The sequence below is a fragment of the Achromobacter sp. 413638 genome (assembly GCF_043119405.1).
Taxonomy (GTDB): Bacteria; Pseudomonadota; Gammaproteobacteria; order Burkholderiales; family Burkholderiaceae_B; genus Achromobacter.
Window position 1 is genome coordinate 68,229 of the sequence record NZ_JBICCO010000013.1, and the last position, 24,054, is coordinate 92,282.

General features: G+C 69.3%; 22 protein-coding genes and 1 pseudogene. 11 read left to right on the top strand and 12 right to left on the bottom strand.

Annotation, left to right across the window (positions count from 1 at the left end; translation table 11 throughout):
* Positions 1 to 59: 59 nt before the first annotated feature.
* Positions 60 to 809, top strand: a pseudogene (locus tag ACEU5R_RS07925) (YoaK family protein); the annotation flags it as partial.
* A gap of 60 nt (positions 810 to 869) precedes the next feature.
* On the opposite strand, the gene ACEU5R_RS07930 reads toward ACEU5R_RS07925, so the two are convergent.
* The 4 genes from ACEU5R_RS07930 to ACEU5R_RS07945 form a co-directional block, all read right to left on the bottom strand.
* Complete coding sequence (locus ACEU5R_RS07930) at positions 870 to 1,598, bottom strand: tetratricopeptide repeat protein (protein ID WP_392409744.1); 729 nt, start codon at positions 1,596 to 1,598, stop codon at positions 870 to 872.
* Between the two features lie 64 nt (positions 1,599 to 1,662).
* A complete protein-coding gene (locus tag ACEU5R_RS07935; RefSeq protein ID WP_392409746.1) occupies positions 1,663 to 2,211 on the bottom strand; it encodes a fasciclin domain-containing protein in 549 nt (182 codons plus the stop codon).
* Positions 2,212 to 2,315: 104 nt separating this feature from the next.
* Positions 2,316 to 3,017: an anti-sigma factor domain-containing protein gene (locus tag ACEU5R_RS07940; RefSeq protein ID WP_103275684.1), complete on the bottom strand. Its 702-nt coding sequence runs from the start codon at positions 3,015 to 3,017 to the stop codon at positions 2,316 to 2,318.
* Positions 3,014 to 3,559, bottom strand: coding sequence for an RNA polymerase sigma factor (locus ACEU5R_RS07945; RefSeq protein ID WP_103275683.1), 546 nt, complete (start codon positions 3,557 to 3,559; stop codon positions 3,014 to 3,016). Before ACEU5R_RS07945 ends, ACEU5R_RS07940 begins: the two co-directional genes overlap by 4 nt.
* A gap of 165 nt (positions 3,560 to 3,724) precedes the next feature.
* Here ACEU5R_RS07945 and ACEU5R_RS07950 point away from each other — a divergent pair, with 165 nt between their 5' ends.
* The 5 genes from ACEU5R_RS07950 to ACEU5R_RS07970 all read left to right on the top strand — a co-directional run bounded on the left by ACEU5R_RS07950 (position 3,725) and on the right by ACEU5R_RS07970 (position 9,967).
* On the top strand, positions 3,725 to 4,387 hold the full coding sequence (locus tag ACEU5R_RS07950; RefSeq protein WP_392409747.1) for a thiopurine S-methyltransferase: 663 nt from the start codon (positions 3,725 to 3,727) through the stop codon (positions 4,385 to 4,387).
* Between the two features lie 124 nt (positions 4,388 to 4,511).
* Positions 4,512 to 5,438: a DUF6963 family protein gene (locus ACEU5R_RS07955; RefSeq protein ID WP_392409748.1), complete on the top strand. Its 927-nt coding sequence runs from the start codon at positions 4,512 to 4,514 to the stop codon at positions 5,436 to 5,438.
* Between the two features lie 90 nt (positions 5,439 to 5,528).
* Positions 5,529 to 6,761: a D-amino acid dehydrogenase gene (locus ACEU5R_RS07960; RefSeq protein ID WP_392409750.1), complete on the top strand. Its 1,233-nt coding sequence runs from the start codon at positions 5,529 to 5,531 to the stop codon at positions 6,759 to 6,761.
* Between the two features lie 37 nt (positions 6,762 to 6,798).
* On the top strand, positions 6,799 to 8,379 hold the full coding sequence (locus ACEU5R_RS07965; RefSeq protein ID WP_392409751.1) for an ABC transporter substrate-binding protein: 1,581 nt from the start codon (positions 6,799 to 6,801) through the stop codon (positions 8,377 to 8,379).
* A 148-nt stretch (positions 8,380 to 8,527) separates the two neighbouring features.
* Positions 8,528 to 9,967, top strand: a complete 1,440-nt coding sequence (locus tag ACEU5R_RS07970; RefSeq protein WP_392409752.1) for an amidohydrolase family protein — start codon at positions 8,528 to 8,530, stop codon at positions 9,965 to 9,967.
* Between the two features lie 95 nt (positions 9,968 to 10,062).
* Here the strand turns inward: ACEU5R_RS07970 and ACEU5R_RS07975 are convergent, their stop codons facing one another.
* The 6 genes from ACEU5R_RS07975 to ACEU5R_RS08000 form a co-directional block, all read right to left on the bottom strand.
* Complete coding sequence (locus ACEU5R_RS07975; protein ID WP_392409753.1) at positions 10,063 to 10,872, bottom strand: SDR family oxidoreductase; 810 nt, start codon at positions 10,870 to 10,872, stop codon at positions 10,063 to 10,065.
* Positions 10,869 to 11,864 carry an NAD(P)H-quinone oxidoreductase gene (locus ACEU5R_RS07980; protein ID WP_392409755.1) on the bottom strand — a complete coding sequence of 332 codons (996 nt, stop codon included), beginning with the start codon at positions 11,862 to 11,864 and terminating at the stop codon, positions 10,869 to 10,871. The genes ACEU5R_RS07975 and ACEU5R_RS07980 overlap by 4 nt, the downstream gene beginning before the upstream one ends.
* Positions 11,865 to 11,890: 26 nt before the next feature.
* Positions 11,891 to 12,595, bottom strand: coding sequence for an ABC transporter ATP-binding protein (locus ACEU5R_RS07985; protein WP_103275675.1), 705 nt, complete (start codon positions 12,593 to 12,595; stop codon positions 11,891 to 11,893).
* Positions 12,588 to 14,369, bottom strand: coding sequence for an ATP-binding cassette domain-containing protein (locus ACEU5R_RS07990; RefSeq protein ID WP_103275674.1), 1,782 nt, complete (start codon positions 14,367 to 14,369; stop codon positions 12,588 to 12,590). The genes ACEU5R_RS07985 and ACEU5R_RS07990 overlap by 8 nt, the downstream gene beginning before the upstream one ends.
* A 23-nt stretch (positions 14,370 to 14,392) precedes the next feature.
* Complete coding sequence (locus ACEU5R_RS07995; protein WP_103275673.1) at positions 14,393 to 15,259, bottom strand: branched-chain amino acid ABC transporter permease; 867 nt, start codon at positions 15,257 to 15,259, stop codon at positions 14,393 to 14,395.
* Positions 15,260 to 15,376: 117 nt separating this feature from the next.
* Positions 15,377 to 16,576: an ABC transporter substrate-binding protein gene (locus ACEU5R_RS08000; protein WP_392409756.1), complete on the bottom strand. Its 1,200-nt coding sequence runs from the start codon at positions 16,574 to 16,576 to the stop codon at positions 15,377 to 15,379.
* Positions 16,577 to 16,901: 325 nt separating this feature from the next.
* On the opposite strand from ACEU5R_RS08000, the gene ACEU5R_RS08005 reads away from it, so the two are divergent.
* Positions 16,902 to 17,684 carry an SDR family oxidoreductase gene (locus tag ACEU5R_RS08005; RefSeq protein WP_392409757.1) on the top strand — a complete coding sequence of 261 codons (783 nt, stop codon included), beginning with the start codon at positions 16,902 to 16,904 and terminating at the stop codon, positions 17,682 to 17,684.
* 149 nt (positions 17,685 to 17,833) lie between these two features.
* Here ACEU5R_RS08005 and ACEU5R_RS08010 read toward each other — a convergent pair whose 3' ends face one another.
* Positions 17,834 to 18,901: a glycerol dehydrogenase gene (locus ACEU5R_RS08010; protein ID WP_392409758.1), complete on the bottom strand. Its 1,068-nt coding sequence runs from the start codon at positions 18,899 to 18,901 to the stop codon at positions 17,834 to 17,836.
* An 8-nt stretch (positions 18,902 to 18,909) separates the two neighbouring features.
* Entirely contained in the window at positions 18,910 to 19,614 is a 705-nt protein-coding gene (locus ACEU5R_RS08015) for a GntR family transcriptional regulator (protein WP_103275669.1), read from the bottom strand.
* Positions 19,615 to 19,736: 122 nt separating this feature from the next.
* On the opposite strand from ACEU5R_RS08015, the gene ACEU5R_RS08020 reads away from it, so the two are divergent.
* Genes ACEU5R_RS08020 through ACEU5R_RS08035 form a run of 4 tightly spaced genes read left to right on the top strand, consistent with a single transcriptional unit; the run spans position 19,737 to position 24,044 of the window.
* Positions 19,737 to 20,594, top strand: coding sequence for a transketolase (locus ACEU5R_RS08020; RefSeq protein WP_392409759.1), 858 nt, complete (start codon positions 19,737 to 19,739; stop codon positions 20,592 to 20,594).
* A 6-nt stretch (positions 20,595 to 20,600) separates the two neighbouring features.
* Positions 20,601 to 21,626, top strand: coding sequence for a transketolase family protein (locus tag ACEU5R_RS08025; RefSeq protein WP_392409761.1), 1,026 nt, complete (start codon positions 20,601 to 20,603; stop codon positions 21,624 to 21,626).
* 14 nt (positions 21,627 to 21,640) lie between these two features.
* Positions 21,641 to 22,438 carry a shikimate dehydrogenase family protein gene (locus ACEU5R_RS08030; protein ID WP_392409763.1) on the top strand — a complete coding sequence of 266 codons (798 nt, stop codon included), beginning with the start codon at positions 21,641 to 21,643 and terminating at the stop codon, positions 22,436 to 22,438.
* A gap of 4 nt (positions 22,439 to 22,442) precedes the next feature.
* On the top strand, positions 22,443 to 24,044 hold the full coding sequence (locus ACEU5R_RS08035) for a GMC family oxidoreductase (RefSeq protein WP_392409764.1): 1,602 nt from the start codon (positions 22,443 to 22,445) through the stop codon (positions 24,042 to 24,044).
* Positions 24,045 to 24,054 lie beyond the last annotated feature (10 nt).

Below are 24,054 nucleotides of genomic sequence, written 5' to 3' on the forward strand. Positions count from 1 at the left end.
CGTGAGCCTAGAATGGTAGCCATGTTCTTCCCGACTGTCCGTCACCCCGAGGCGCGCCCGTGCCCATTCCCTATCTACGCAAGCTGACCGCCGCGCAGCGCAGCCCGGAGGCCAACCGCCACCTGGCCTATGTGCTGACCTTCGTCGCCGGCGCGGTCAACGCGGGCGGCTTCCTGGCCGTGCAGCAGTACACCTCGCACATGTCCGGCATCGTCTCGATGATGGCCGACCACCTGGCGGTGGGCGGTTTGCTGGTGGTGTTGCAGGGCCTGGCGGCGCTGCTGTCCTTCCTGGCCGGCGCGGCGTCTTCCGCATTCATGATCAATTTCGGCCGCCGCTCGCGGCTGGCCAGCGAGTACGCCCTGCCGCTGCTGCTGGAGGCGGTGCTGTTGCTGGCCTTCGGCCTGCTGGGCGCGAATATCGAGCAGCTGCGCTGGTTCTACCTGCCGGCGACCGTGATGCTGCTCTGCTACATCATGGGCTTGCAGAACGCGATGATCACCAAGGTGTCGAAGTCCGAGATCCGCACCACGCACGTGACCGGCATGGTGACGGACATCGGCATCGAACTGGGTAAGCTGTTCTACTGGAATGCGGCCGGCCAGAGCGACGAGCGCGTTCCCGTGCGCGCGGACCGCGCCAAGCTGCGGGTGCTGTCCTGCATGGTGAGCCTGTTCTTCGTCGGCGGCGTGGCCGGCGCCTATGCGTTCTTCCATGTGGGCTTCGGTTCGACCCTGCCGCTGGCGATCGTGCTGATGCTGCTGGCCATGGTGCCCATCGCCGACGATATCCGGGGTTTCATGCTGCGCCTGTGAGGGGCGCGGCGGCCGGGCGCAGTTGGCTGTTTGCCTGGCGCCGACCCGACGACGCTAGCGCGCGGGCAGGCTGTCCAGCTCGGCTTGCGCCCGCGCATAGTCCGGTTGCAGCCGCAGCGCGGCGTCGAACGCGTCGCGTGCGTCGGCCAGGCGGTCCAGCCGGCGCAACAGCATGCCCTGGTTGACCCGTATCTGCGCGCTGGCGGGGTTCGCGGCGATGGCGCGCTCATACGCGGCCAGCGCTTCGGGCGCGCGGTCCAGGCCGTCCAGCAGAGCGGCCCGCAGGTTGTGGCCGATGCTCCAGTCGGGAAAGCGTTCGCACAGGGTCTGCGCGCTGCGCAGGGCGCCCGCCAGATCGCCGGCATCCGCCTGCGCGCCGGCCTTGCTGACCAGGAACCAGCGGTTGCCGGCGTCCAGCGCGATGGCCTCGTCGAATTTCTCGATGGCCGGCGCATAGCGCTTCTGCAACGCCAGCAGCCTGCCCTGGAAGTGGCGGATGTCGGCATTGGCCGGATCCAATCGGGCCATGTCCGCGCCCAGTCGTTCGGCGACGGGCCAGTCGCCCGTGAGGATCGCCTGCGCCACCTGTTTGTTCAGCGTCTGCACGGCGGGCGACAGGCGTGCGACGCGCGCGCGCAGCGCGTCGCTTTCGGTGCGCAGCTCGGCCTGATAGGCCTGATCGAATTCGTCGGCGCCCTGGGCGCGGGCCGCGAAGCTGGCGGGCAGGCATGCCAGCAGGGCGGACAGGATCAAGCGGGCGAGGGCGCGGGGCAGTCGGGACATGGCGCGGCATAGGCGTGACAGGGGACTCTACGATATCCGCTATCACGCCGCCGCGCCGACCGGGTCACTTCGGCATGAGCACAGTGTCGATGACGTGGATCACGCCGTTGGACTGGTAGACATCATAGGGGCCGATATTGGCGACGCCGCCCTTTTCGTCCTTCAGCATGATGTTGTGCTTGCCGTTCATCATCACCCACAGCTTGCCGCCGCTGGCGGTGGTGAGTTCGGCCGAGCCGCCGGCCTTCTTGATCTGCGCGGCCAGGGCGTCGAAATCCAGCTTGCCCGGCACCACGTGATACGTGAGGATCTTGGTGAGCGTGGCCTTGTTCTCGGGCTTGACCAGCGTGTCCACGGTGCCTGCCGGCAATTTGCCGAACGCGGCGTTGGTGGGTGCGAACACGGTGAACGGGCCCTTGCCCTGCAAGGTGTCGACCAGGCCGGCGGCCTTCACCGCCGCCACCAGGGTGGTGTGGTCGGCGGAGTTCAGCGCGTTGGCCACGATGGTCTTGCCGGGCAGCATGGGTTGGCCGCCCACCACGACGTCGGCCGCGTGAGCGGACGACAGGGCAAGCGCGGAGCAGGCGAGGGCAATGCAAACGATCCGTTTCATGACGATCTCCTTTTTTGGTTGGCCGTCGCAAGGAGATACGCGGGAGTCGGGCGCTTGGATGCGCTCGCCGGACCTGGGACAAACCCTGATGCCGGCGAGTGCGGTCAGATGACGGGGCCGCTGAGCACCACCGGACCGGTGGGGGCGCCGGTGGGCGAACCCCCGGGCGGTTCCAGCGTGACGGCCACGGTGTCGCCCGGCAAGGGCGGCAGGCGCGGGTTGAGCCGGCTGGTCTGGCCGGGCAGGACCAGGCCCAACGAGCGCGGCGGCAGGCCCGGCGTGATCGCCCAGAGTTCCAGCGCGCGACCGCCAGCCAGCAGCGTCAGGTCGCGCATGGGCTGGACGGACAGTGACTTGTCGGGCAGGCGGTTCAGCACCAGCGCGGCCTGCGCCTGGTCGCCGGACAGCACCGCCAGCGTGCGCAGCCCTTCACGCTGGGTGGACGGCGTCAACACCAGGAAGGCCAGGACCACCATGGCCGCGGCCAGGCCGGCGCCCAGCGTGCGCCACCAGGACCAGCCGCGCCATTCGCGCGGGCGGGGGCGCGCGGCGGGGGCGGGCGGCACGGATTCCGGCCGTGATCGGATGCGGGCCGCGATGGCGGTCCAGACATGCTCGGGCGGGGCTTGCGGCGGCAGGGCCAGGGCCAGCGGCAGCAGCCGTTCTTCCCAGTCGCGCACCCGCTGGCGCAGCGCGGCGTCCTCGCGCAGCAGGCCTGCGAACCGGCGTCGCGCGCCCGCGCGCAGTACGCCGGCCACGTAATCCGCGGCCAGGCGGTCTTGCAGATCGGGGTCGCTGTAGTTCATTCCATGCACCTCTTGAGCCGCTGCAGGCCGCGGCGTATCCAGCTCTTTACCGTTCCCAGCGGCGCGTCCAGGCGCGCCGCGATGTCGGGATGCGCCAGGTCGTCGAAGAACGCCATCGCGATGGCGACGCGCTGCGGGCCGTCCAGCTCGCCCATGCAGCCGGCCAGGCGGTTGCCTTCCCGGCTGGCCGCCAGGCGGGCCAGCGGGCCAGGGGAGTCGTCGGCGAAGGCCAGCGTCAGCGCGTCGTCCGGGTCGGGCAGCTCCAGACCCGGGCGACGCAGGCGGTCGATGCAGCGGTTGCGCACGATGCGGGTCATCCAGGTCATGGGCTGGCTTTGGTCAGGCCGGTACTGTCCGGCCTGTCGCCAGATCGAGAGAAAACACTCCTGCAGCACGTCCTCGGCCGCGGCCGGGTCTCTCAACATACGTCTGGCGAGCGCATATAGATGCGGGGACGCAAGGCGGTACAGTTCTTCCAGCGCGGATTCGCGCTGGAGGGCGCACTGCGCGAGCAAGGCCTGCAGCGGTTGGGCGTCGGTCATCGTATCCCTGGAACAGGATGAGGCGGGCTACAGCATACCGGCGCGGCGCGCGCCCGTCACCCTGCGCGTCACCCTTTTTCCCGCGCACTACAATGGCCGCCATGTCTGGCCCGCGCATCGCCGCGAGGCCCGTTTGAATCCCAACCCCGGAGGAGGCAGGCAGTCATGGACGCGGAATTCTGGCTGGAGCGCTGGCGCGAAGGGCGTACCCACTTTCACCAGACGCGGGTGACTCCGCTGCTGCAGAAATACTGGCCGGGGCTGGACGTGCCGGCTGGCGGCAAGGTGCTGGTGCCGCTCTGCGGCAAGTCGCTGGACATGGTGTGGCTGGCGGCGCAGGGCCACGAAGTGCTGGGCGTGGAGCTGGCGCCGCTCGCGGTGGAGCAGTTCTTCGCCGAGAACGAACTCAGGCCCGTGATCCATGAGTCGTCCTATGGCCGCCACTACGTGGCGGGCAATATCGAGATCATCTGCGGCGACATCTACAACCTGGACGCCCGGATCCTGTCGCATTGCGTCGGCGCTTACGACCGCGCCGCGCTGGTGGCGCTGCCGGAATCCATGCGGGCGTCATATGTGCGCCACGTCTACGGCCAGCTGTCGCCGTCCTGGCGCGGGCTGCTGATCACGCTGGACTACCCGCAGGAAGAAATGGCCGGTCCGCCATTTTCCATCGCCGACAGCGAGGCCCAGGTCCTGTTCCAGGGCGTGGCGCCGGCCGCCATCATCGACCGCCGCGACATCCTGGACAAGGAACCCAAGTTCCAGGCCGCGGGCGTGAGCCGGCTCGACACCGTGGTGTACCGGCTGGGTCAGCAACGCGCCTGATTCCTGCCGCATCCGCGCCTTGCCCGGCACCGCGCGGGCAACGGGTTTTCCCGAGCTTCCGTCTTGTTCCCGGCCGCACTAGCATGATTTTGTGACCTTATGGTCACATTATCCGGGGAGCGATATGACGATAGGAGTGGCGGCGGCGGGCGCGCAGGCCGGCGCGGCGGTGTTCGACGCGGTGCTGGGCGCCGAACTGCTGGGACGCGGCGCCATCGGCGGCTTTGTCGTGTTCGCCGTGCTGGACGAGCAGGGCCGGCTGCAGTATCGGACCACCCAGCGCGGCGGCGTGACGGCGCTGGACCTGCCGGCGTCCTGGCGCGATGCGCGCGTGGCGGCGGTCATTTCCAGCGGTCCCGACCGCCCCGAACCCCTGACGCAATTCCTGGCCGGCGCCGACGGCCTGGGCCTGGTCACCGGCCACCGCCTGCCGAATCAGCCGGGCGCCGATGGTCGCCCGCTGAACCGGATGGCGCTGGACCTGATGGCCGAGGGCGCGCCGCCGCAACAGGCGGTCGACGCCGTGCTGGCCGCGCATCCCGAATGGGACGCGGGCCTGATCGCGCTGCACGCGCAAGACGGGCTGGGCCTGGGCAACAGCGCGCGCGCGGCGCGGCGCGACGACCTGGGCGCGTTCCAGCGCCAGGGACAGCAGGGCCGCGTGGCGCTGCTGCACAACTCCATCTACGCGCGCGGCGTGCTGGCCGATGAGCTGGGCGGACTGGCCTGGGCCAGGCTGGCCGGGCAGGCCGGCGTCCTGCAATGGTTGCGGCTGGAGCAGGCGCTGTCCTTGCGCGCCGCCACCTGCGACCGCGTGACCGTGGACGCGGCGGGGCGGATCATCGGCCTGGAAACGGCCGACCCGCGCCTGGCCGGATTGAACCGGCGCGCCACGGCGGTCTGCCTGGGCGCGGAAATCTGGCGCGATGGTCGCTTAATCGGCCATGCGCGCACTGAACTGTACGTCGAGATCCGCGACGGTCAGGCCTGGCCGGGCGGCGGGGCGGCGCAGGACTTCATGCTGATGCGGGGGCGGGATGGCAATGGCTGAACCGCTCGGCTCGCGGCCTCGCGTTGCCGCCGCCCTTGCCGCCCTCGATGCGCGGGCGCTCGCCGCCGCCCTCTCGACGGTGGCGGTCCGATGAACATCATCGTCATCGGCGCCGGCATCATCGGCCTGACCACGGCGCGCGCGCTGCTGGCCGACGGCCATGACGTCACCGTGCTGGACGAGGCCGCGCAGGCCGGCGTCGGCACCAGCAAGGCCAATGGCGCGCAGCTGAGCTACAGCTTCGTCGCGCCGCTGGCCGATTCTTCGGTGCTGGGCAAACTGCCGGGCTGGTTGACGCGGCGCGACGCGCCGCTGCGCCTGCGCCTGCGGGCCGATCCGGCGCAATGGCGCTGGGCCCTGAGTTTCCTGGCGGCCTGCCGCCGCGACACCGCCGCGCGCACGACCGCCGAGCTGTTGCAGCTGGGCCTGCACAGCCGGCGACTGACGCGCGCGCTGGTGCAAGACGGCGCGTTGTCCTGCGACTTCAGCGCCAGCGGCAAGCTGCTGGTCTATCAGGACGCGGCCGCCTTTGCCGGCGCGCGCGCGCAAATGCATTACCAGGCCAGCCTGGGCTGCGAGCAGCACGCGCTGGGACGCGACGAATGCCTGGCGCTGGAGCCCGCGCTGGCCGATATCGGCCAGCGCGTGGTCGGCGGCGTCTACACGCCCAGCGAGGACGCGGCCGATTGCCAGGCGCTGTGCGCGTCCCTGGCGCGCGGGCTGGGCGCGCGGCTGCGGCTGGGCACGCGCGTGCGGCGGCTGCGCCTGCGCGGCGGCGCGGTCCAGGCGCTGGAAACCAGCGCGGGCGAGATGCAGGCCGACGCCTATGTCGTGGCCAATGGCGTGGGCGCGCAGGCGCTGTGCCGCCAGGCCGGCCTGCAGCCGCTGATCTACCCGCTCAAGGGCTACAGCCTGACCTATGCGCTGGGACCGGACAGCCGCGCGCCGCGCACCAGCCTGAGCGACGTGCACAACAAGGTGGTCTACGCGCGCCTGGGCGACCGGCTGCGCGTGGCCGGCATGGTCGACATCGGCGATCGTGACGCGGGCATCGACGGCGGCCGGATCCATCAGCTCAAGGAGCAGGTGCGGCGCTATCTGCCGCGCCTGGCGCCGGCCGGCGAACCCGAGGCATGGGCCGGCCTGCGGCCGGCGCGGCCCGATGGCAAGCCGCTGATCGGCCGCACGCCCGTGCGCGGGCTGTGGATCAACGCCGGCCACGGCGCGCTGGGCTTCACGCTGGCCGCGGGCAGCGCCGGCGTGCTGGCCGACCGCATCGCCGGACGGCCGTCGCCCATATCCGATACGCTTTTCCAGTGGTAGCCGCGAGCAGCACAACCAACGACACAAGGGGAACGACATGAAACAAACACGACGCTTGCGGCAAGGGGCCGGTGCACTGTTGCTGGCCCTGGCGGCGGCGCTGGCGCCGGCCGCGCAAGGTCAGGCGCAGACGGTCACGGCCGTGATGCAGTCCGGGCTGCGGGTGCTGGACCCGGTGATGACCACCGCGTTCATGACGCGCGACCACGGCTACATGATCTACGACACGCTGCTGGGCACCGACGAGCATTTCAAGGTGCAGCCGCAGATGGCCAGCTGGACCGAGTCGGAGGACAGGAAGACCTACGTCTTCACGCTGCGCGACGGCCTGAAGTGGCATGACGGCGCGCCGGTCACGTCGGACGATTGCATCGCCTCGATCAAGCGCTGGGCCGACGCCGACGCCACCGGGCAGGTGCTGATGACGCTGATCGACCGCATCGAGGCGGTCGACGCGAAGCAGTTTCGCGTGGTGCTCAAGCAGCCCACCTCGCTGCTGCTGGAGGGCCTGGCCAAGCTCAGCTCGCGTCCGCTCTTCATGATGCCCAAGCGCGTCGCCGACACGCCCAGCGCCCAGCCCATCACCGAATTCATCGGCTCGGGCCCGTTCAAGTTCGTGGCCTCGGAATTCAAGCCCGGCCTGAAGGTGGTGTACGAGAAGAACAAGGACTACGTGCCGCGCGCCGAGCCGCCCAGCTGGACGGCGGGCGGCAAGGTGGTCAAGGTGGAGCGGGTCGAATGGGTGGCCATGCCCGACCAGATGACGGCGGTCAGCGCGTTGCAGAACGGCGAGGTCGATTTCATGCAGCAGGTGCCGTTCGACCTGCTGCCCATGGTCGAGGGCCAGGACAACCTGCAGGTCCGCGTGCTGGACAAGCTGGGGGCCTGGACCTACTTCCGCATGAACCATCTGTACCCGCCCTTCGACAACAAGCTGCTGCGACAGGCGGCCATCGCCGCTGTCAGCCAGGAGGACGTGCTCAAGGCGCTGGTGGGCAACCCCAAGTACTACCGGACCTGCGCGGCCGTGATGGGCTGCGGCAATCCCATGGGCGACAACTACGGCGAGGATTGGGTGGTGCCGGCGCGCATCGACCGCGCCCAGGCGCTGCTCAAGGAGGCCGGCTATGACGGCACGCCCGTGGTCATCCTGCAGCCGTCCGACATCGCCATGGTCTCGCCGCAGCCGGTGGTGGTGGGCGCGGCGCTGCGCAAGGCCGGCTTCAAGGTGGTGATGAAGGCCATGGACTGGCAGAGCGTGGTGTCGCAGCAGGGCAATCAGAAATCGCCGGCCGACGGCGGCTGGAACATCTTTTCCACCTACAGCATCCTGGCCACCAGCGGCGATCCGTTCGGCAACACCACGCTGGCGGCCAACGGCCGCAAGGCCTGGGCGGGCTGGCCGGACGTGCCCGAGATCGAGGCCCTGCGCCTGAAATACGCCAAGGCCGCCGACATCGCCGAGCGCAAGCAGATCGCCGCGCAGATCCAGAAGCTGGCCATCGACGAGGGCGTGGTGGCGCCGCTGGGGCAGTTCCAGATTCCGGCGGCCTACAGCAAGAAGCTGTCGGGCGTGCTGGACGCGCCGGTCACTTTGTTCTGGAATATCGGGAAGTGAGGTCCCCCCCGAAGCGCTGCGCGCTTCCCCCAGGGGGCGCCGCAGCGGACCGGCGGAGCCGGATCCGCGCGGCCCCGAGCGGGGCGACTCTGCCTCGAATGGCGACGATCAAGGAACTGCCTCGAATGATGACTATCAAGGAAACCGCATGTCCGCCATCCATGACCTGTTGATCCGGGGCGCCGAGATCGTCGACGGCACGGGCGCGCCGCGTTTCGAGGGCGACGTGGCCGTCGATGGCGACCGCATCGTCCGCGTCGGCGACCTGGCCGGCGCGCGCGGGCGCGCCGAGGTCGACGCGCGCGGCCTGGTGCTGGCGCCGGGCTTCATCGACGCCCATACCCATGACGACCGCGCCATGCTGTCCGACGGCGCCATGGCGCCCAAGGTCAGCCAGGGCGTCACCACCGTGATCGGCGGCAACTGCGGCATCTCGCTGGCGCCGCGCCCGCCGCGCGTGGTGCCGCCGCTGGACCTGCTGGACGGCGACGGCGGCTGGTTCCGCTACGAACGCTACGGCGATTATCTGCAGGCCCTGCGCGAGCAGCCGGCGGCCACCAACTGCGCCATGCTGCTGGGCCACATCACGCTGCGCGTGGCCGCCGTGCCTGACCTGGAACGCGAGGCCGCCCCGGCCGAGATCGCCGTCATGCGCGCGCGGGTGGAAGAGGCGCTGGAGGCCGGCGCCATCGGCGTGTCCACCGGGCTGGCCTATGCGCCGTCGCGCGCCGCCAGCACGCAGGAAGTGATCGAGGTCTGCCGGCCGCTGCGCGCGCACGGCGGCATCTTCACCACGCACCTGCGCGACGAGGGCGACACGGTGATGGACTGCCTGGAGGAGACCTTCCACATCGGCCGCGAGCTGGGCGTGCCGGTGGTGATCTCGCACCACAAGGTTGTGGGGCAGGCCAATCATGGACGCTCGGTCCAGACGTTGGCGCGCATCGCCGAGCAGATGAAAACGCAACCGGTCTGCCTGGACTGCTATCCGTACAACGCCTCGTCCACCATCCTGGAGCAGGCGCTGGTCGATGGCGCCGCCCGCGTCATCGTCACCTGGTCCAAGGCCCATCCGCAGTTCTCGGGCCGCGACCTGGACGAGGTCGCGCGCGAGCTGGGCTGTCCCGTCGAGGAGGCCGTGCGCCGCCTGCAGCCGGCCGGCGCCATCTACTTCCGCATGCACGAGGACGACGTGGCGCGCATCCTGCAGTTCGATGAAACCATGGTCGGTTCCGACGGACTGCCTCATGACGAGACGCCGCACCCGCGCCTGTGGGGCAGCTTCCCGCGCGTGCTGGGACACTACGCGCGCGGCCTGGGCCTGTTCCCGCTGGAAAAGGCCATCCACAAGATGACCGGCCTGACCGCCGCGCGCTTCGGACTGGCGGACCGGGGCGTGCTGCGCGAGGGCGCGCATGCCGATCTGGTGCTGCTGGACGCGGGGCAGGTGGCCGATCGCGCCACCTTCGCGCAGCCGATCGCGCCGTCGGCGGGCATCGTGTCGGTGTGGACCAATGGCCGGCCGGTATGGCGGGACGGCAAGACCACCGGCGAGCGGCCGGGGCAGGTGCTGCGTCGCGAGGCCTGATGCTGGGCAGGGACGCGCGGTCGGTGTTCCGACCGGCGTCCGCGCGCTTCAGGCCATCGACTTTCAGGCAGCCAACTTTTTCAGATCTCGACCTTTCAGGTCATCAACCAGCCGCCCGCCACGTCCAGCACCTGGCCCGTCACGAAGCGGGCCTGGTCGGAGGCGAAGAACAGGCAGGCGTCGGCCACTTCCTCGGGCGTGCCCAGCCGCCGCAGCGCCGTCACGCCGGCCACGGCGTCGTTGATCTCCTGCGGCACGCTCTTGAGCAGCGGCGTGCTGATGCGTCCCGGCGCCAGGCCGTTGACGGTCACGTCGTACTCGCCCAGCTCGGCGGCCCAGTGCCGCGTCAGGCCGATCAGCGCGGCCTTGGTGGCGGCGTAGTGCGCCGCCACGATATCGCAATAGGCCTTGCCCGCCACCGAGGACATGTTGATGACGCGACCCTTGCGCCGCGCCACCATGTGCGGCGTGGCCAGGCGCGTCATGTAGAACGCGCTGTTCAGGTTCACCGACACCACGCGGTCCCACTCGGCGGGCGGCATTTCCCAGACCTTGAGCGCGCGCCCCTCGGTCTTGGGCGAGATGCCGACGTTGTTGATGAGGATCGTGGCCGGGCCGAGCTCGTCGCTGATGCGGGCGTAGGCGGCTTCGCATTCCTCGTAGCGCGACACGTCGGCCTGGGCGAAGCAGACCGCGCGGCCCTGGCCGCGCAGCTGGCCGGCCCAGGCCTCGCCGGCCTGGCCGTTGAAGTCGATCAGGCCGACCCGCGCGCCCTCGGCCAGCAGGCCCTCGACGATGGCCGAGCCGATGCCGCCGACGGCGCCGGTGACGATGGCGGTCTGGCCGGCGAAGCGCGCTGCGCCGGACGTGGCGGATGCCGGGGCCGCATGCGTGCCCGCGCTCATGGCCGCACCTGCAGCATGATCTTGCCGATGTGGCGGCTGCTTTCCATCAGCGCGTGCGCGCCGGCGGCCTCGGCCAGTGGAAAGACCTGGTGGATGCGCGGCAGGCATTGACCTTGCTCCATCAGCGGCAGCACGCGTTCGGCCAGCGCGCGGGCGATTTCGCCCTTGTCCTCGTCCGAGCGCGGCCGCAGCGTCGAGCCGGTGACGGTCAGGCGCTTGGTCATGATGGGCAGCGCGTCGATCTCGGCCTTGCTGCCTTCCAGGAAAGCGATCTGCACCAGCCGGCCGTTCAGCGCCAGCAGGCGGATGTTCTTGTTGAGGTAGGCGCCGCCCACCATGTCCAGGATCACATCCACGCCCTGGCCGCCGGTGGCCTGGCGGATGGCGTCCTCGTAGTCGGTGTCGCGGTAGATCAGCGCGTGCCGCGCGCCGGCCTCGATGCAGGCCGCCGCCTTCTCGGCGCTGCCCACCGTGGTCCAGACTTCGGCGCCGAAGGCGCGCGCCAGCTGGATGGCGGTCAGGCCGATGCCGCTGGAGCCGCCGTGCACCAGGAAGCGCTCGCCCGCCGCCAGCCGCGCGCGCTCGAACACATTGGTCCAGACCGTGTAGTAATTCTCGGGAATGGCGGCGGCGGTCAGCAGGTCCATGCCGCGTGGCACCGGCAGGCAATGGCGTTCGTCGGCCAGGCAGTATTGCGCGTAGCCGCCGCCGGGCGTCAACGCGCAGACCTGGTCGCCGACCCGCCAGCGGCTGGCCTGCGGGCCGGTGGCGATGACCGTGCCGGACACTTCCAGTCCCAGGTGAGGGGACGCGCCGGGCGGCGGCGGATAGGAGCCGGACCGCTGCAGCACATCCGGACGGTTGACGCCGGCATAGGCCACTTCGATCAGCACCTGCCGCCCGGCGGGGGCTTCCATTTCTCTTTCGGCCAGGCGCAAGATGTCGGGCGGGCCGCCCTTGCCGTGGTCGATGTAAGCGCAGCGCAATGACATGGCGCGTGTTTCCTTTTGCGTGATATTCAGTGGCCCAGATAGGCCTTCTTGACATGGGGGTCGCCGAGCAGCTCGGCGCCGGTGCCGGCGCGCACGATGGCGCCGTTCTCCAGCACGTAGCCACGATCGGCCAGGCGCAGCGTGCGGAACACGTTCTGCTCCACCAGCAGCACGGTCACGCCGTGCGCGGTGACGTCGCGGATGATGTCGAACATCTGCTGCACCAGCAGTGGCGACAGGCCCAGCGAGGGCTCGTCGAACACCAGCAGCTTGGGGTCGGCCATCATGCCGCGCGCGATCGCCACCATCTGCTGCTCTCCGCCGGACAGCGAGCCGGCGTACTGGGCCAGCCGCTCGCGCACGCGCGGGAAGATCTGCAACACCTCTTCGAGCTTGCGCTGCACGATGGGACGCGCGGCGCGCTTGTACGAGCCCATCAGCAGATTGTCCTTGACGGTGAAGTGCGGGAACAGCTGGCGGCCCTCCGGAATCATGGTGATGCCGGCGTCGACGATGTCGTAGGGCGGACGGTTGGTCAGGTCGCGGCCCTCGAACTCGACCTTGCCGCCGGTGGCCGCGACCACGCCGCACAGCGTCTTGAGCGTGGTGGTCTTGCCGGCGCCGTTGGCGCCGATCAGCGTGACGATCTCGCCGGCGCGCACCTCGAAATCCAGGCCGTTGAGCACCTGGCTCTTGCCATAGCCCGAGCACAGTTTCGAAACCTTAAGCATCCTGATACTCCTTGCCCAGATAGGCCTCGATGACGGCGGGGTTCTCGACCACGTCCCTGGGCGCGCCGCTGACCAGCACCGCGCCTTCGTTCAGCACCACGATGCGGTCGGACAGCGCCATGGTGGCCTGCATCATGTGCTCGATCAGCAGCACCGACACGCCCGAGTCGCGGATGCGGCGGATCATCTGGATGGACTTCTCGATGTCGGTGGGATTCAGGCCCGCCATCACCTCGTCCAGCAGCAGGATGCGCGGCTGGATCGCCAGCGCGCGCGCCACTTCCAGGCGTTTCATGCCGCCCACGGTCAGGTTGCGCGCCTCGGTGTCCAGGTGCCGGGTCAGGTCGGTCTGCTCGGCCACCCGGAGCGCGATCTGCTCGGCCTCGTCGCGGCTGGACGTGCGGATGAACGCGCCCAGCATGATGTTCTCCAGCACTGTCAGGCCGGTGAAGGGCTTGGCGATCTGGAAGGTGCGGCCCAGGCCCTGGTGGGCGAAGGCATCCGGCGTCTTGCAGCTGACCCACTCGCCGCGCGCGTTCAGCATGGACACCGAACCCTGGTCCGGCGACAGGAAGCCGGACAGCAGGTTGAACACCGTGGTCTTGCCCGCGCCGTTGGGGCCGATCATGCCCAGGATCTCGTTCTGGTTCAGCGTCAGCGATACATCGTTGGTGGCGCGCAGGCCGCCGAAGCTCTTGAACAGCCTGTCGGCCTTGAGCACCGGCTGGCCGGCGGCCGCCGGTCCCGCCGGCCGCGCCTGCTGCGGCGGCGTGGCGGGGCGGCGCGGCGCGCCCAGGTAGGGCAGGCGCGCCAGCCAGCGTTCGATCATCGGGCCGAACGCGCCGGCCAGCCCGCGCGGGATGGTCAGCACCACGGCCACCAGGATCAGGCCGTAGATCAGCCCGTGCATGCCGTTGCCCACGCTGCTGAGCCAGCCGCGCGCCAGTTCGGCGATGGGCAGCACCAGGAAGGTGCCGGCGATGGGGCCGGCCACCGTGCCCAGCCCGCCGATCAGCGCGAACATGGCCACCTGCACCGACAGCTCCAGCGAGAAGGCCGAGCTGGGGTCGACGAAGGTCAGGTAGGTGATGTGGAAGGCGCCGACGATGCTGGTCAGCATGGCCGACACCACGGCGGCGATGATCTTCATGCGCACGGTGTGGATGCCCACGGCCAGCGCCGCGTCCTCGCGTTCGCGGATGGCGATCAGGTAGTGGCCGATGCGCGATTTGCGCATGTACCAGGACACCCAGGTCACCAGCGCGAACAGCGCGAAGGCGATCAGCACGTAGTTGGCCTTCTCGCGGAACACGATCCAGGTCCAGCCGATGTTCAGCGGCAGGCTGATGCCGCTGGAGCCGCCGGTCCAGCTTTCCTCGTGGATCACCAGCAGGCGCACCACCTCCAGGATGGCGATGGTCGCCAGCGCGAAGAAGGGGCCGCGCAGGCGCAGCGTGGGATAGCTGATCACGACGGCCACGGCCGCCGAGATCACGGCGCCGGCGAGCATGCCGAACCAGGGCGAGATGCCGAAGTTCTGCGTCAGCAGCGTGGCGGTGTACCCGCCGATGCCGTAGAACACGGCGTGGCCCAGCGACAGCTGGCCGGCGTAGCCGCCCACGATGTTCCAGGCCACCGACAGGGCCGAGAACACGAACAGCAGCACGAACAGGTTGGTCCAGAACGGCGTGCCCAGCGCCAGCGGCGCGGCCAGCATGGCCAGCATCAGGATCAGGCCGACATAGCCCTTGGGACTGCGTAGATCGGGGAACATGTTTTTTCTCCTTGTCGTTCCGTTCATTCCGTGCCGACGCCGAACAGGCCGGTCGGACGCAGGACGAGGATCAGCAGGAAGATCCCGAAATACACGACCTCCTTGAGGTCGGGCGCGACGTAGTAGCCGGCCAGCGTGTCGACGATGCCGATGATCATCGAGCCGGCCACGGCGCCGTACAGGCTGCCCAGCCCGCCCAGCACCACGATGACGAAGGCCGTCAGCACGAAGTACGTGCCCACGGTCGGGAACACCGGGTACTGCGGCGCCAGCAGGCCGGCGGCGATGCCGACGAAGGCCGTGCCCAGGCCGAACGCGATGGCGTAGACGTTGTTCACGTTCACGCCCATCAGCGTGGCGGCGTAGCGGTGCTGGGCCACGGCGCGCAGCGCCCGGCCCAGGTAGGTGCGGTGCATGAACAGGTGCAGCAGCACCGCCAGGCTGATGCCGACCACGAAGGTGATGATCTGGCCGCTCACCATCGAGTAGCTGCCCACGTCGATGGCGCTGGTGCCCAGCTGCACCGGCGCGCGCAGCACGTTGGCGCCGAACAGCACCAGGGCCAGGTTCAGCAGGATGGTGGACACGCCCACCGTGGCGAAGATCTGGATGTGCTGGTCGGCGTTGAGCAGCGGCTGGATGATGCCCTTCTGCGTCAGCGCGCCCAGCGCGAACAGGATGACGGCGACCGGCGCCAGGCCCAGGTAGGGATGGACGCCGAACTGCGCGGCGATCAGGTAGACCAGGTACATGCCCACCATTAGGAACTCGCCGTGCGCGAAGTTGACCACGCGCACCACGCCGAAGATCAGCGTCAGCCCCAGGCTGATGATGGTGTACGCGCCGCCCAGCAACAGGCCGTTGATGACCAGTTGTATGAAGATATCCATGATGCAACCTCTAGTCGATGCACGGCCCCGGCCGGGCGACGGCGGGGCCGCGTGTGTCCGGCGGCCGGCGCGAGGAGCCCCCGCGGGCGGTCCTGGCGCCGGATGCCGACTCGGCGTTTACTTGTTGAATACCGGCTTGCCGAGGGCGAGGTTGCTGGGCGCGATCGTGACCAGCTTGCCGTCCTGCCACTGCATCACGTAGAAGGTCGATGCGTTGTTCTGGCCATCCTCGCCGAAGTCGAAGGCCCAGCCGTTTGCGGTCTGGCCGGCCGGCACCTTGTAGGCCAGCACCGCGGCGCGGATCTTGTCCTTGTCGGTGGACTTGGCCTTGGCGATGGCGTCGAAGAAGGCCTTGGCGCCCACGTAGTTGGTCAGGCTGTGGCCCGACTGCGGATCGCTCTTGTAGGTGGACTTGTAGGCTTCCAGGAACTTGTCCAGACCCGGCGCGCCGGCCGGATTGATCGAGGACTGCGGGAAGTCCAGGTCGAACACGCCGTTCATGTCGGCGCCCACCGCCTTGGCGGTGTCGGCCAGCGAATAGCCGCCGCCCGCGCCGATCACGACCTTGGGCTTGAAGCCCGCGGCGCGCGCCTGGCTGAAGAACAGGATGGCGTCGTTCTGGTAGGCCGTTTGCAGCACCACGTCCACCTTGGCGCCCTTCAGGCGCAGGATGAGCGAGGACAGGTCCACCGTCTTGGCGGAATAGGGCAGCACCTCGGCGACCGTGTAGCCCAGCTCCTGCGCGCGCTTCTTCTCGGTGGCGGCCACGTCGGTGCCGTAGGGGCCGTCCTCGTGGATGATGCCGATCTTGATGTCCTTGGGATTCAGCCCCATGCCCGGCGCGATGGTCTCGTGCAGGGCGTTGACCACCGACACGCCGTACAGCGCCGTGTTGGGATTGCTGCGGAACAGGTACTTGTAGCCGCGCGTGGTGATCTTGTGGGCGGTGGCGCCCAGCTCGAAGTAGGGCACGCCCGCCAGCTCGGTGACCGGCGAGGCGGCGTAGGAAATGCCGGACGCGTAGCTGCCGAACACGCCGATCACGTTGGACGAGATCAGGCGCTTGGTTTCGGACACGGCCTGGGTCGGGTCGACCGCGTCGGCCTTGACGATCTGGATCTTCTCGCCGTTGATGCCGCCCGCGGCATTGATCTCGTTGACGGCCAGCTCCAGGCCGCGATAGCTCTCCTGCCCCAGCAGCGCCAGCGCGCCGCTGAATGGGAAGAGGGCCCCCACCTTCATGTCCGCCGCCGCGGTTCCGGTCGCCACCGCGCCGCACAGCCCCAAGGCCAGGACGAGTTTCTTGAACTTGTACATCTGCGCTCCTTTGTCGGTATGGGATGCGGACTGGCCGGTGCTGCGTCCGTCTTTTGAATATATGATATATGTGATATCGGGTCGTGAAACCTCGCCATGGATTCTAGTGGCGGTGCCAGGAGGACGAATCGGGGATTTCCCTCAAGCCGCATGAATAAAGCCTTTGCGGCCGATTCTGGCGCAACGATGCGCAAGATTGGGGGCTGTTTCAGCCTGAGGATAAGTCCGTCCCCATTGGATTTCGGAATCCTTTTTCGCGTAGTGAAAAAATATATCGTATATCACTGAGTGGCGTAGGCCATGTGAGAACCAGGAGGCAGCTAGCATGTTCGAAGAAGTCGATTTCGCTGGAAAGAAGGTCTTGATCACCGCGGGCGCCGACGGGCTGGGCCTGGAGATGGCCCGCGTGTTCCACCGCGCCGGCGCCCGGGTGTTCGTCTGCGACGTGAACGAGTCCCGGCTGGCCGCGCTGCCCGCCGAGCTGCCTGGCGTGCACGCGCTGCGCGCCGATGTGTCGGACGAGGACAGCGTGGCGGCGCTGTTCCAGGCCGTGGCGCGCGAGCTGGGCGGGCTGGACGTGCTGGTGAACAACGCCGGCGTGGCGGGTCCCACCGGCTTCGTCGAGACCCTGTCCAAGGCCGACTGGGACCGCACGCTGGCCGTCAACATCACCGGCCAGTTCCTGTGCGCGCGCCAGGCCATTCCGCTGCTCAAGGCGTCCAAGGCCGGCGTGATGATCAACCTGTCCTCGGCCGCCGGCCACCTGGGCTTCGCCGGCCGTTCGGTCTATTCGGCGTCGAAATGGGCGGTGATTGGCTTCACCAAATCGTTGGCCATCGAGCTGGGCCCGCATGGCGTCCGCGTCAACGCGATCCTGCCGGGCGCGGTGGAAGGGCCGCGCATCCGCGCCGTCATCGCCGCCAAGGCCGAGACGCTGGGCAAGCCGGTGGAGGAGATCGCCGCGCTCTACGAGAACCAGGCCGCGATGGGCCGCATGGTCACGGCGCGCGACATCGCCAACATGGTGCTGTTCAACGCCAGCGAGGCGGCGCGCAGCGTCAGCGGCCAGGCCATCGTGGTGGACGGCTTCACGCAGAAACTCTATTGATGGGATGAGGCCCGCCGGCGCCGAAGATCGCGGCGCCGGTTTGATGATCACGCGACAGGCAAAGGCAGGAATGCGCGGCGCGCAAGACTGCGTGGCGCGCGCTCGCGGCCATCGCGCCCGGGCGCGGCGCGCGTCTCAGGCGGCCGGGCTCAGGCGCGCCGGCGCAGCGCGGCGGCCAGTTCGGCCACCGACAGCGTCCGGTCGAAGTTGGCCGCGTGGCGCGCGTTCAAGGTCAGGGCGGCGGCGGTTTCCAGTTCCGCGTCTGTCGGCGCCGTGGCGCCCAGCTCACGCAGGCTGACGGGCAGGCCCACTTGCGCGTACCAGCGCGTCAGCTCGGCCAGCATGCCGTCGTCGCGCGCTTCCAGATCCAGTTGCACCAGCAGCCCCAGCGCCACCTGCAAGCCGTGGGCCGAGGTGGCCAGGCCGGCGATGCGGGGCAGGCCGCGCGTGAGCGCATGGGCGATGGAAAGGCCGCCGCTTTCAAAGCCCAGCCCGCTCAGCAGGATCATGGCCTCGACCGCGCGCTCGAAGGCGGGCGTGGGCCGGCCGGTGCCGGCCGCTGCCAGCGCCTGGGCGCCGTCTTCCAGCAGGATGCGCAGGCAGCCCTCGGCCAGCAACTGCGCGGCCAGGGGCGGCTTGCCGCCATACATATTGGATCCGCCGTGGCGGCGGCACTGCTCGGCCTCGAACTTCTTGGACACGGCGTCGCCCAGCCCGGCGCGGAAGAAGGCGGCCGGCGCGCTGGCGATGACGGTGGTGTCCACCAGCACGATGGTGGGGTTGAACAGCATGTGCTCGACCGCCAGCAGGTTGTGGTCGGCGTCGTACAGCACGTAGTTCTTGCTGGTGGGGGCGTCGTTCGATGCCGCGGTCGGCACGGTGATCAGGTGGCAATGCAGCGAGCGCGCCACCGCCTTGCCGGCGTCCAGCGCCTTGCCGCCGCCCACCGCGACGACCATGTCGGCGTCGAGCCTGCCGGCCTGCGCGCGCAGCGCTTCGATGGTCTCGGGCGTCAGGTCGCCTTCGACGATCAGCGGCATTGCCCGCACCTGGCTGGCGGCGCACAGCGCCTCGACGCGCGCGCCCAGGATGGCATGCATGGGGCCGTCGATCACCAGCGCGGCGCGGCGGCCGAAGAGGGCGGCCTGCCGGCCCAGGGTGTCCAGTGCGTCGGGGCCCTGTATATAGCGGCCGGGAGCGCCGAAGATCGTCAGCATGCGGTTTCCTATTTGCGTGGGGCGGGCGGGCGGTAGTCCATTTCCTTCTCGCGCTCGACCAGCCAGTCGATCATGATCTTGCCGCCCCAGACCAGGTCGGCCTGGATGGCGCGGGCGGCGGCCTCGGAGTCGCGCGCCTCCAGCGCGGCCAGCACGGCCCCGTGGCGGTGCTCATCCTGCGTGTAGTCGATGCCGGCCGTCTTGACGTGGAAGACCTTCAGGATGGGGCCGGTGATGACCCAGAACGATTCCACCGTATTGCGCAGGATGGGCTTGTTGCTGGCCTCGAGGATGCCGAAATGGAACTTGCGGTTCAGGTAGCTGGCCCGCTTGGGATCGCTGGCCGTGTAGGACAGGAATTCCTGTTGCAGCGCGATCAGGTTGTCGAGCTGCTTGCGGGTGATGTGCTTGGCGGCCTCCGCCGCGCCCATGCCTTCAAGGTGGAAGCGGATCTGCTGGATCTCGCGCAGCTTCTCGGAGTTCACATAGGGCACGTAGACCGCGGTGGCGGCCTGCATCTCCAGGCCCTGCTCGCTGATGAGCCGGAAGATGGCCTCGCGCACGGGCGTGATGGACACGCCCATTTCCTGGGCCAGCTCGCCGATGATCAGGCGTTCGCCAGGCTCGTACTGCCCGTTGATCAGGGCATTGCGGATTTCGTTGTAGACCCTGACGGACAGGTTCTCTTTCTTGACCGGTTTAAGGCTGGGCATGGCGGTTGCGGCGTGCGTATGGGAAGGAACGGGTGAATCCGGAACGAATTCTAGCCCGGCATAGCCAATTCGAGCGCGATGGGTATATTATATATGATATATCTAAAACGGCAGGAGACGCCATGCCCACGGACCTGGAAATCCCCACCCAGGACGAGCTTCGGACGCTGCGGGACAAGGCCCGCCACATCCGGCTCGAAACCATCCGCCTGATCGAGATCGCCAAGGTCGGCCACTACAGCTCGGTCTTTTCCTGCGCCGAGATCTTCGCCGCGCTGTACTACGGCGTGATGCGGCTGCGGCCGGGCGAGCCCGCCTGGCCGGACCGCGACCGCTTCCTCATGGGCAAGGGGCATGCCGCCGTCGGCCTGTTCCCGGTGCTGGCCGACCAGGATTTCTTTCCGCGCGCATGGCTGGATGACTACACCCGCCTGGGCAGCCCGCTGGGCGACCATCCCGACATGAGCAAGGTGCCCGGCGTGGACTTCAGCTCCGGCTCCATCGGCCACGCGCTGTCCAACGGCGCCGGCATGGCGGTCGGCGCGCGCCTGGGCCAGCGCGATTTCCGCGTCTTCGTCATGCTGGGCGACGGCGAGATGCAGGAAGGGCAGGTCTGGGAAGCGGCGCTGTTCGCCGCGCATCACCGGCTGTCCAACCTGATCGCCATCGTCGATCGCAACGGCTATCAGCTCGACGGCCGGGTCGACGACGTGATCGGCGTGGAATCGCTGGCCGACAAGTGGCGCGCCTTCGGCTGGGACGTGCACGAGGTCGACGGCCACGACCTGTCCGCGCTGACCGCGCTGTTGCGCCGGCTGCGCGCGGACGGCACGCGCGAACGGCCGGCCTGCGTGATCGCCCGCACCGTCAAGGGCAAGGGCGTGTCCTATATGGAAACCGAACCCGGCTGGCACCTGGGCTACCTGGCCCCGTCCGACGCCGATGCCGCCGTCGCCGAAATCCTGTCCCGCGAGATCTGAACCGCCATGCCGCAATCCCAGCAGCACACCCGGCCGCACTCCGGATCGCCATCCGCGCCGCGCTCCCCCGAATCCTGGCAGTACCGCGCGCTCAATGCGGTCACGCCCGGCCTGTCCTATCTGTCCGACGCGCTCATCGATCTGACGCGCGCCGGCCATCCCGTCGTGGCCGGCTCGGCCGACCTGCAATACTCGAACGGCCTGAACCGCTACGCGTCCGCCTTTCCCGAACGCTATGTGCAGTTCGGCATCTCGGAACAGAACATGGTCTCGGCCGCCGCCGGCATGGCCACCACGGGGCTGATGCCCTTCGTCGCCACCTTCGCGTCCTTCCTGGGCCTGCTGTGCTGCGAGCAGATCCGCATGGACGTGGCCTATACCCGGCTGCCGGTGCGCCTGATCGGTCATCACACCGGCATCAGCCTGGGCTTCTACGGCACCTCGCACCATGCCACCGAAGACATCTCCACCACGCGCGCCATCGCCGGGCTGACCGTGGTGTCGCCGGCCGACGGCCCGCAACTGGCCTCGGCCATCAAGGCCAGCGTCGACTGGCCCGAGCCCATCTACTTCCGCATTGGCCGAGGCCGCGATCCGCAGGTCTACGCCGATGGCGCGCCGTTCCAGTTCGGCCGCGCCATCACGCACGCGCTGGGCGGCGACCTGAACATCATCGCCTGCGGCATCGCCGTGCACGCGGCGCTGCAGGCCGCCGAACGGTTGCGCGAGGCCGGCCTGTCGGTCGGCGTGATCGACATGCCCACCATCAAGCCGCTGGACCGCGACGCGGTGCTGGCCGCGGCCCGCGCCGCCGGCCGGATGCTGACGGTGGAAGAGCACAATGTGATGGGCGGGCTGGGCTCGGCCGTGGCCGAGGTGCTGGCCGACGGCGGCCTGGGCGTGCGCCTGCGCCGCCACGGCATTCATGACGAATACAGCCTGATCGCGCCGCCCACCGCGTTGTACGCCCATTACCGGCTGGACGCCGACGGCATCGCCGCCGTGGCGCGCGAGCTGCTGGAACAGAAATAGCCTCGGAGCACACCATGAAGGAAATCAGCGGCCATACCCGGCTGTTCGGCATCCTGGCCGACCCCATCCACCACGTGAAGACGCCGCAGCGCATGAACGAGCACTTCGCGCGCCTGGGCTTCGACGGCGTGTGCGTGCCGTTTCACGCGCGCCCGGCGGAGCTGGCGCAGGTGGTGCAGGGGCTGCGGCAGTTGCGGAACCTGGGCGGCTTCATCGTCACCATGCCGCACAAGACAGCCATCCTGGACCTGGTCGACGAGGCCACGCCGGTGGCGCGCAAGATCGGCGCGGCCAATGTGGTGCGACGCGACGCCGACGGCAGGCTGACGGCGCACATGCTGGACGGCGAGGGCTTCGTCGGCGGCCTGATCGAGGCCGGCGTGGACCCGAAGGGCAAGAGCGCCTACCTGGCCGGCGCCGGCGGCGCGGCCAACGCCATCGGCTTCGCGCTGGCGCAGGCCGGCGTGGCGCGGCTGACCATCGCCAACCGCACGACGGCCAAGGCCGAGGACCTGAAGGCGCGCATCCTGTCGCTGCTTCCCGATGCGCGCATCGACATCGGCACGGCGGATCCGTCCGGCCACGATCTGGTCGTCAACGGCACCTCGCTGGGCATGCGCGACACGGATCCGCTGCCGCTGGACGCCGGCCGCCTGACGCCGGACCAAATGGTGTGCGAGGTCATCATGCAGCCGCGCGACACGGCGCTGCTGCAAGCGGCGGTGGCGCGCGGCTGCCGCATCCACCATGGCGCGCCCATGCTGGCCTGCCAGATCGCGCTGATGGCCGAGATGATGGGCGTGCGGGCCTGAGCCGATGAGCGATTACGATTTCATCATCGCCGGCGGCGGCACCGCCGGCTGCATCCTGGCCAACCGCCTGAGCGCCGACGGCAAGTACCGCGTGCTGATGCTGGAGGCCGGCCACGAGGCCCGCAGTCCCTGGATCGGCATTCCCGCGGGATTTTCCAAGCTGCTGGTCGATCCCGACTACAACTGGCGCTTCTCCACCGAGCCCGAGGACAACGTGCATGGCCGCCGCATCGCCGTGCCGCGCGGCAAGGGCGTGGGCGGCTCCACCCTGATCAACGGCATGATCTACGTGCGCGGCCAGCCGGCAGATTACGACGGCTGGGAAGCGGCCGGCGCGGCGGGCTGGAACTGGGTCCAGGCCGAGCGCCTGTTCCGCAAGATCGAAGCCTATGAAAAAGGCGGCGCGGGGCGCGGCCACGACGGCCCCATGCGCCTGCATGAAGTCTCGGAACGCTATCCGGTGGCCGAGGCCTTCCTGAAGGCCGCGCAGCAGGACGGCCAGCCGCTCAATCCCGATTACAACGCCGGCAGTCAGGAAGGCGTGGGCTACTACCAGGTGCTGCAGCACCGGGGGCGACGCTGGAGCGTGGTGGACGGCTACCTGAAACCGGCCTCGGGCCGGCCCAACCTGACGGTCGAGTGCGGCGCGCGCATCACGCGGCTGCTGTTCGAGGGCAGGCGCTGCGTCGGCCTGGCCTATCGCGGCAGGGACGGCGAGCACATGGTGCGCGCGCGCCGCGAGACGCTGCTGTGCCTGGGCGCGGTGCAATCGCCGCAGCTGCTGGAGCTGTCGGGCGTGGGCGATCCCGCGTTGCTGGCCCGGCTGGGCATTCCGCTGGCGCACGCGCTGCCGCAGGTGGGCGAGAACTACATCGACCACTACGCCACGCGCATGAACTGGCGCGTGAAGAACACGGTGACGCTGAACGAGATGTCGCGCGGCTGGCGGCTGGCGCGGCAGGTGGCGCGCTACGCGCTGTCGCGCCAGGGCATCCTGACGCTGGGCACGGGGCTGGCGCACGGTTTCGTCAAGAGCGCGCCGCAGCTTGCGCAGCCCGACGTGCAATTCTTCTTCGTGCACGCCAGCTATGCCAACGCGGCCGAGCGCATCCTGGACCGCTTTCCGGGCATGACCATCGGCGTGGCCCAGTTGCGCCCCGAATCGACGGGCTCGATTCATGCGGTGTCGGCCGATCCGCTGGCCGCGCCCGCCATCCGCCCCAACTTCCTGGCGGCGCGGATCGACCGCGACAGCCTGGTCGGCGGCATGCGGGCGGCGCGCCGCATCGTCTCGCGGCCGGCCCTGCAGCCCTTCGTGGCGGCCGAGCTGAGTCCGGGCAAGGACGTGCAGAGCGACGACGAATGGCTGGACTTCGCGCGCCAGAACGGTCAGACCATCTATCACCCGATCGGCACCTGCCGCATGGGCGCGGACGCGGATGCCGTGACGGATTCCCGGCTGCGCGTGAACGGGCTGGACGGCCTGCGGGTGGTGGACGCCTCGGTCATGCCGAGGATGGTGTCCGGCAACACCCAGGCCGCCGTGATGATGGTGGCCGAGCGCGGCGCCGAGCTGATCCTGGAGGATGCGGCGCGGGCGGGCTGAACCGCCCGCG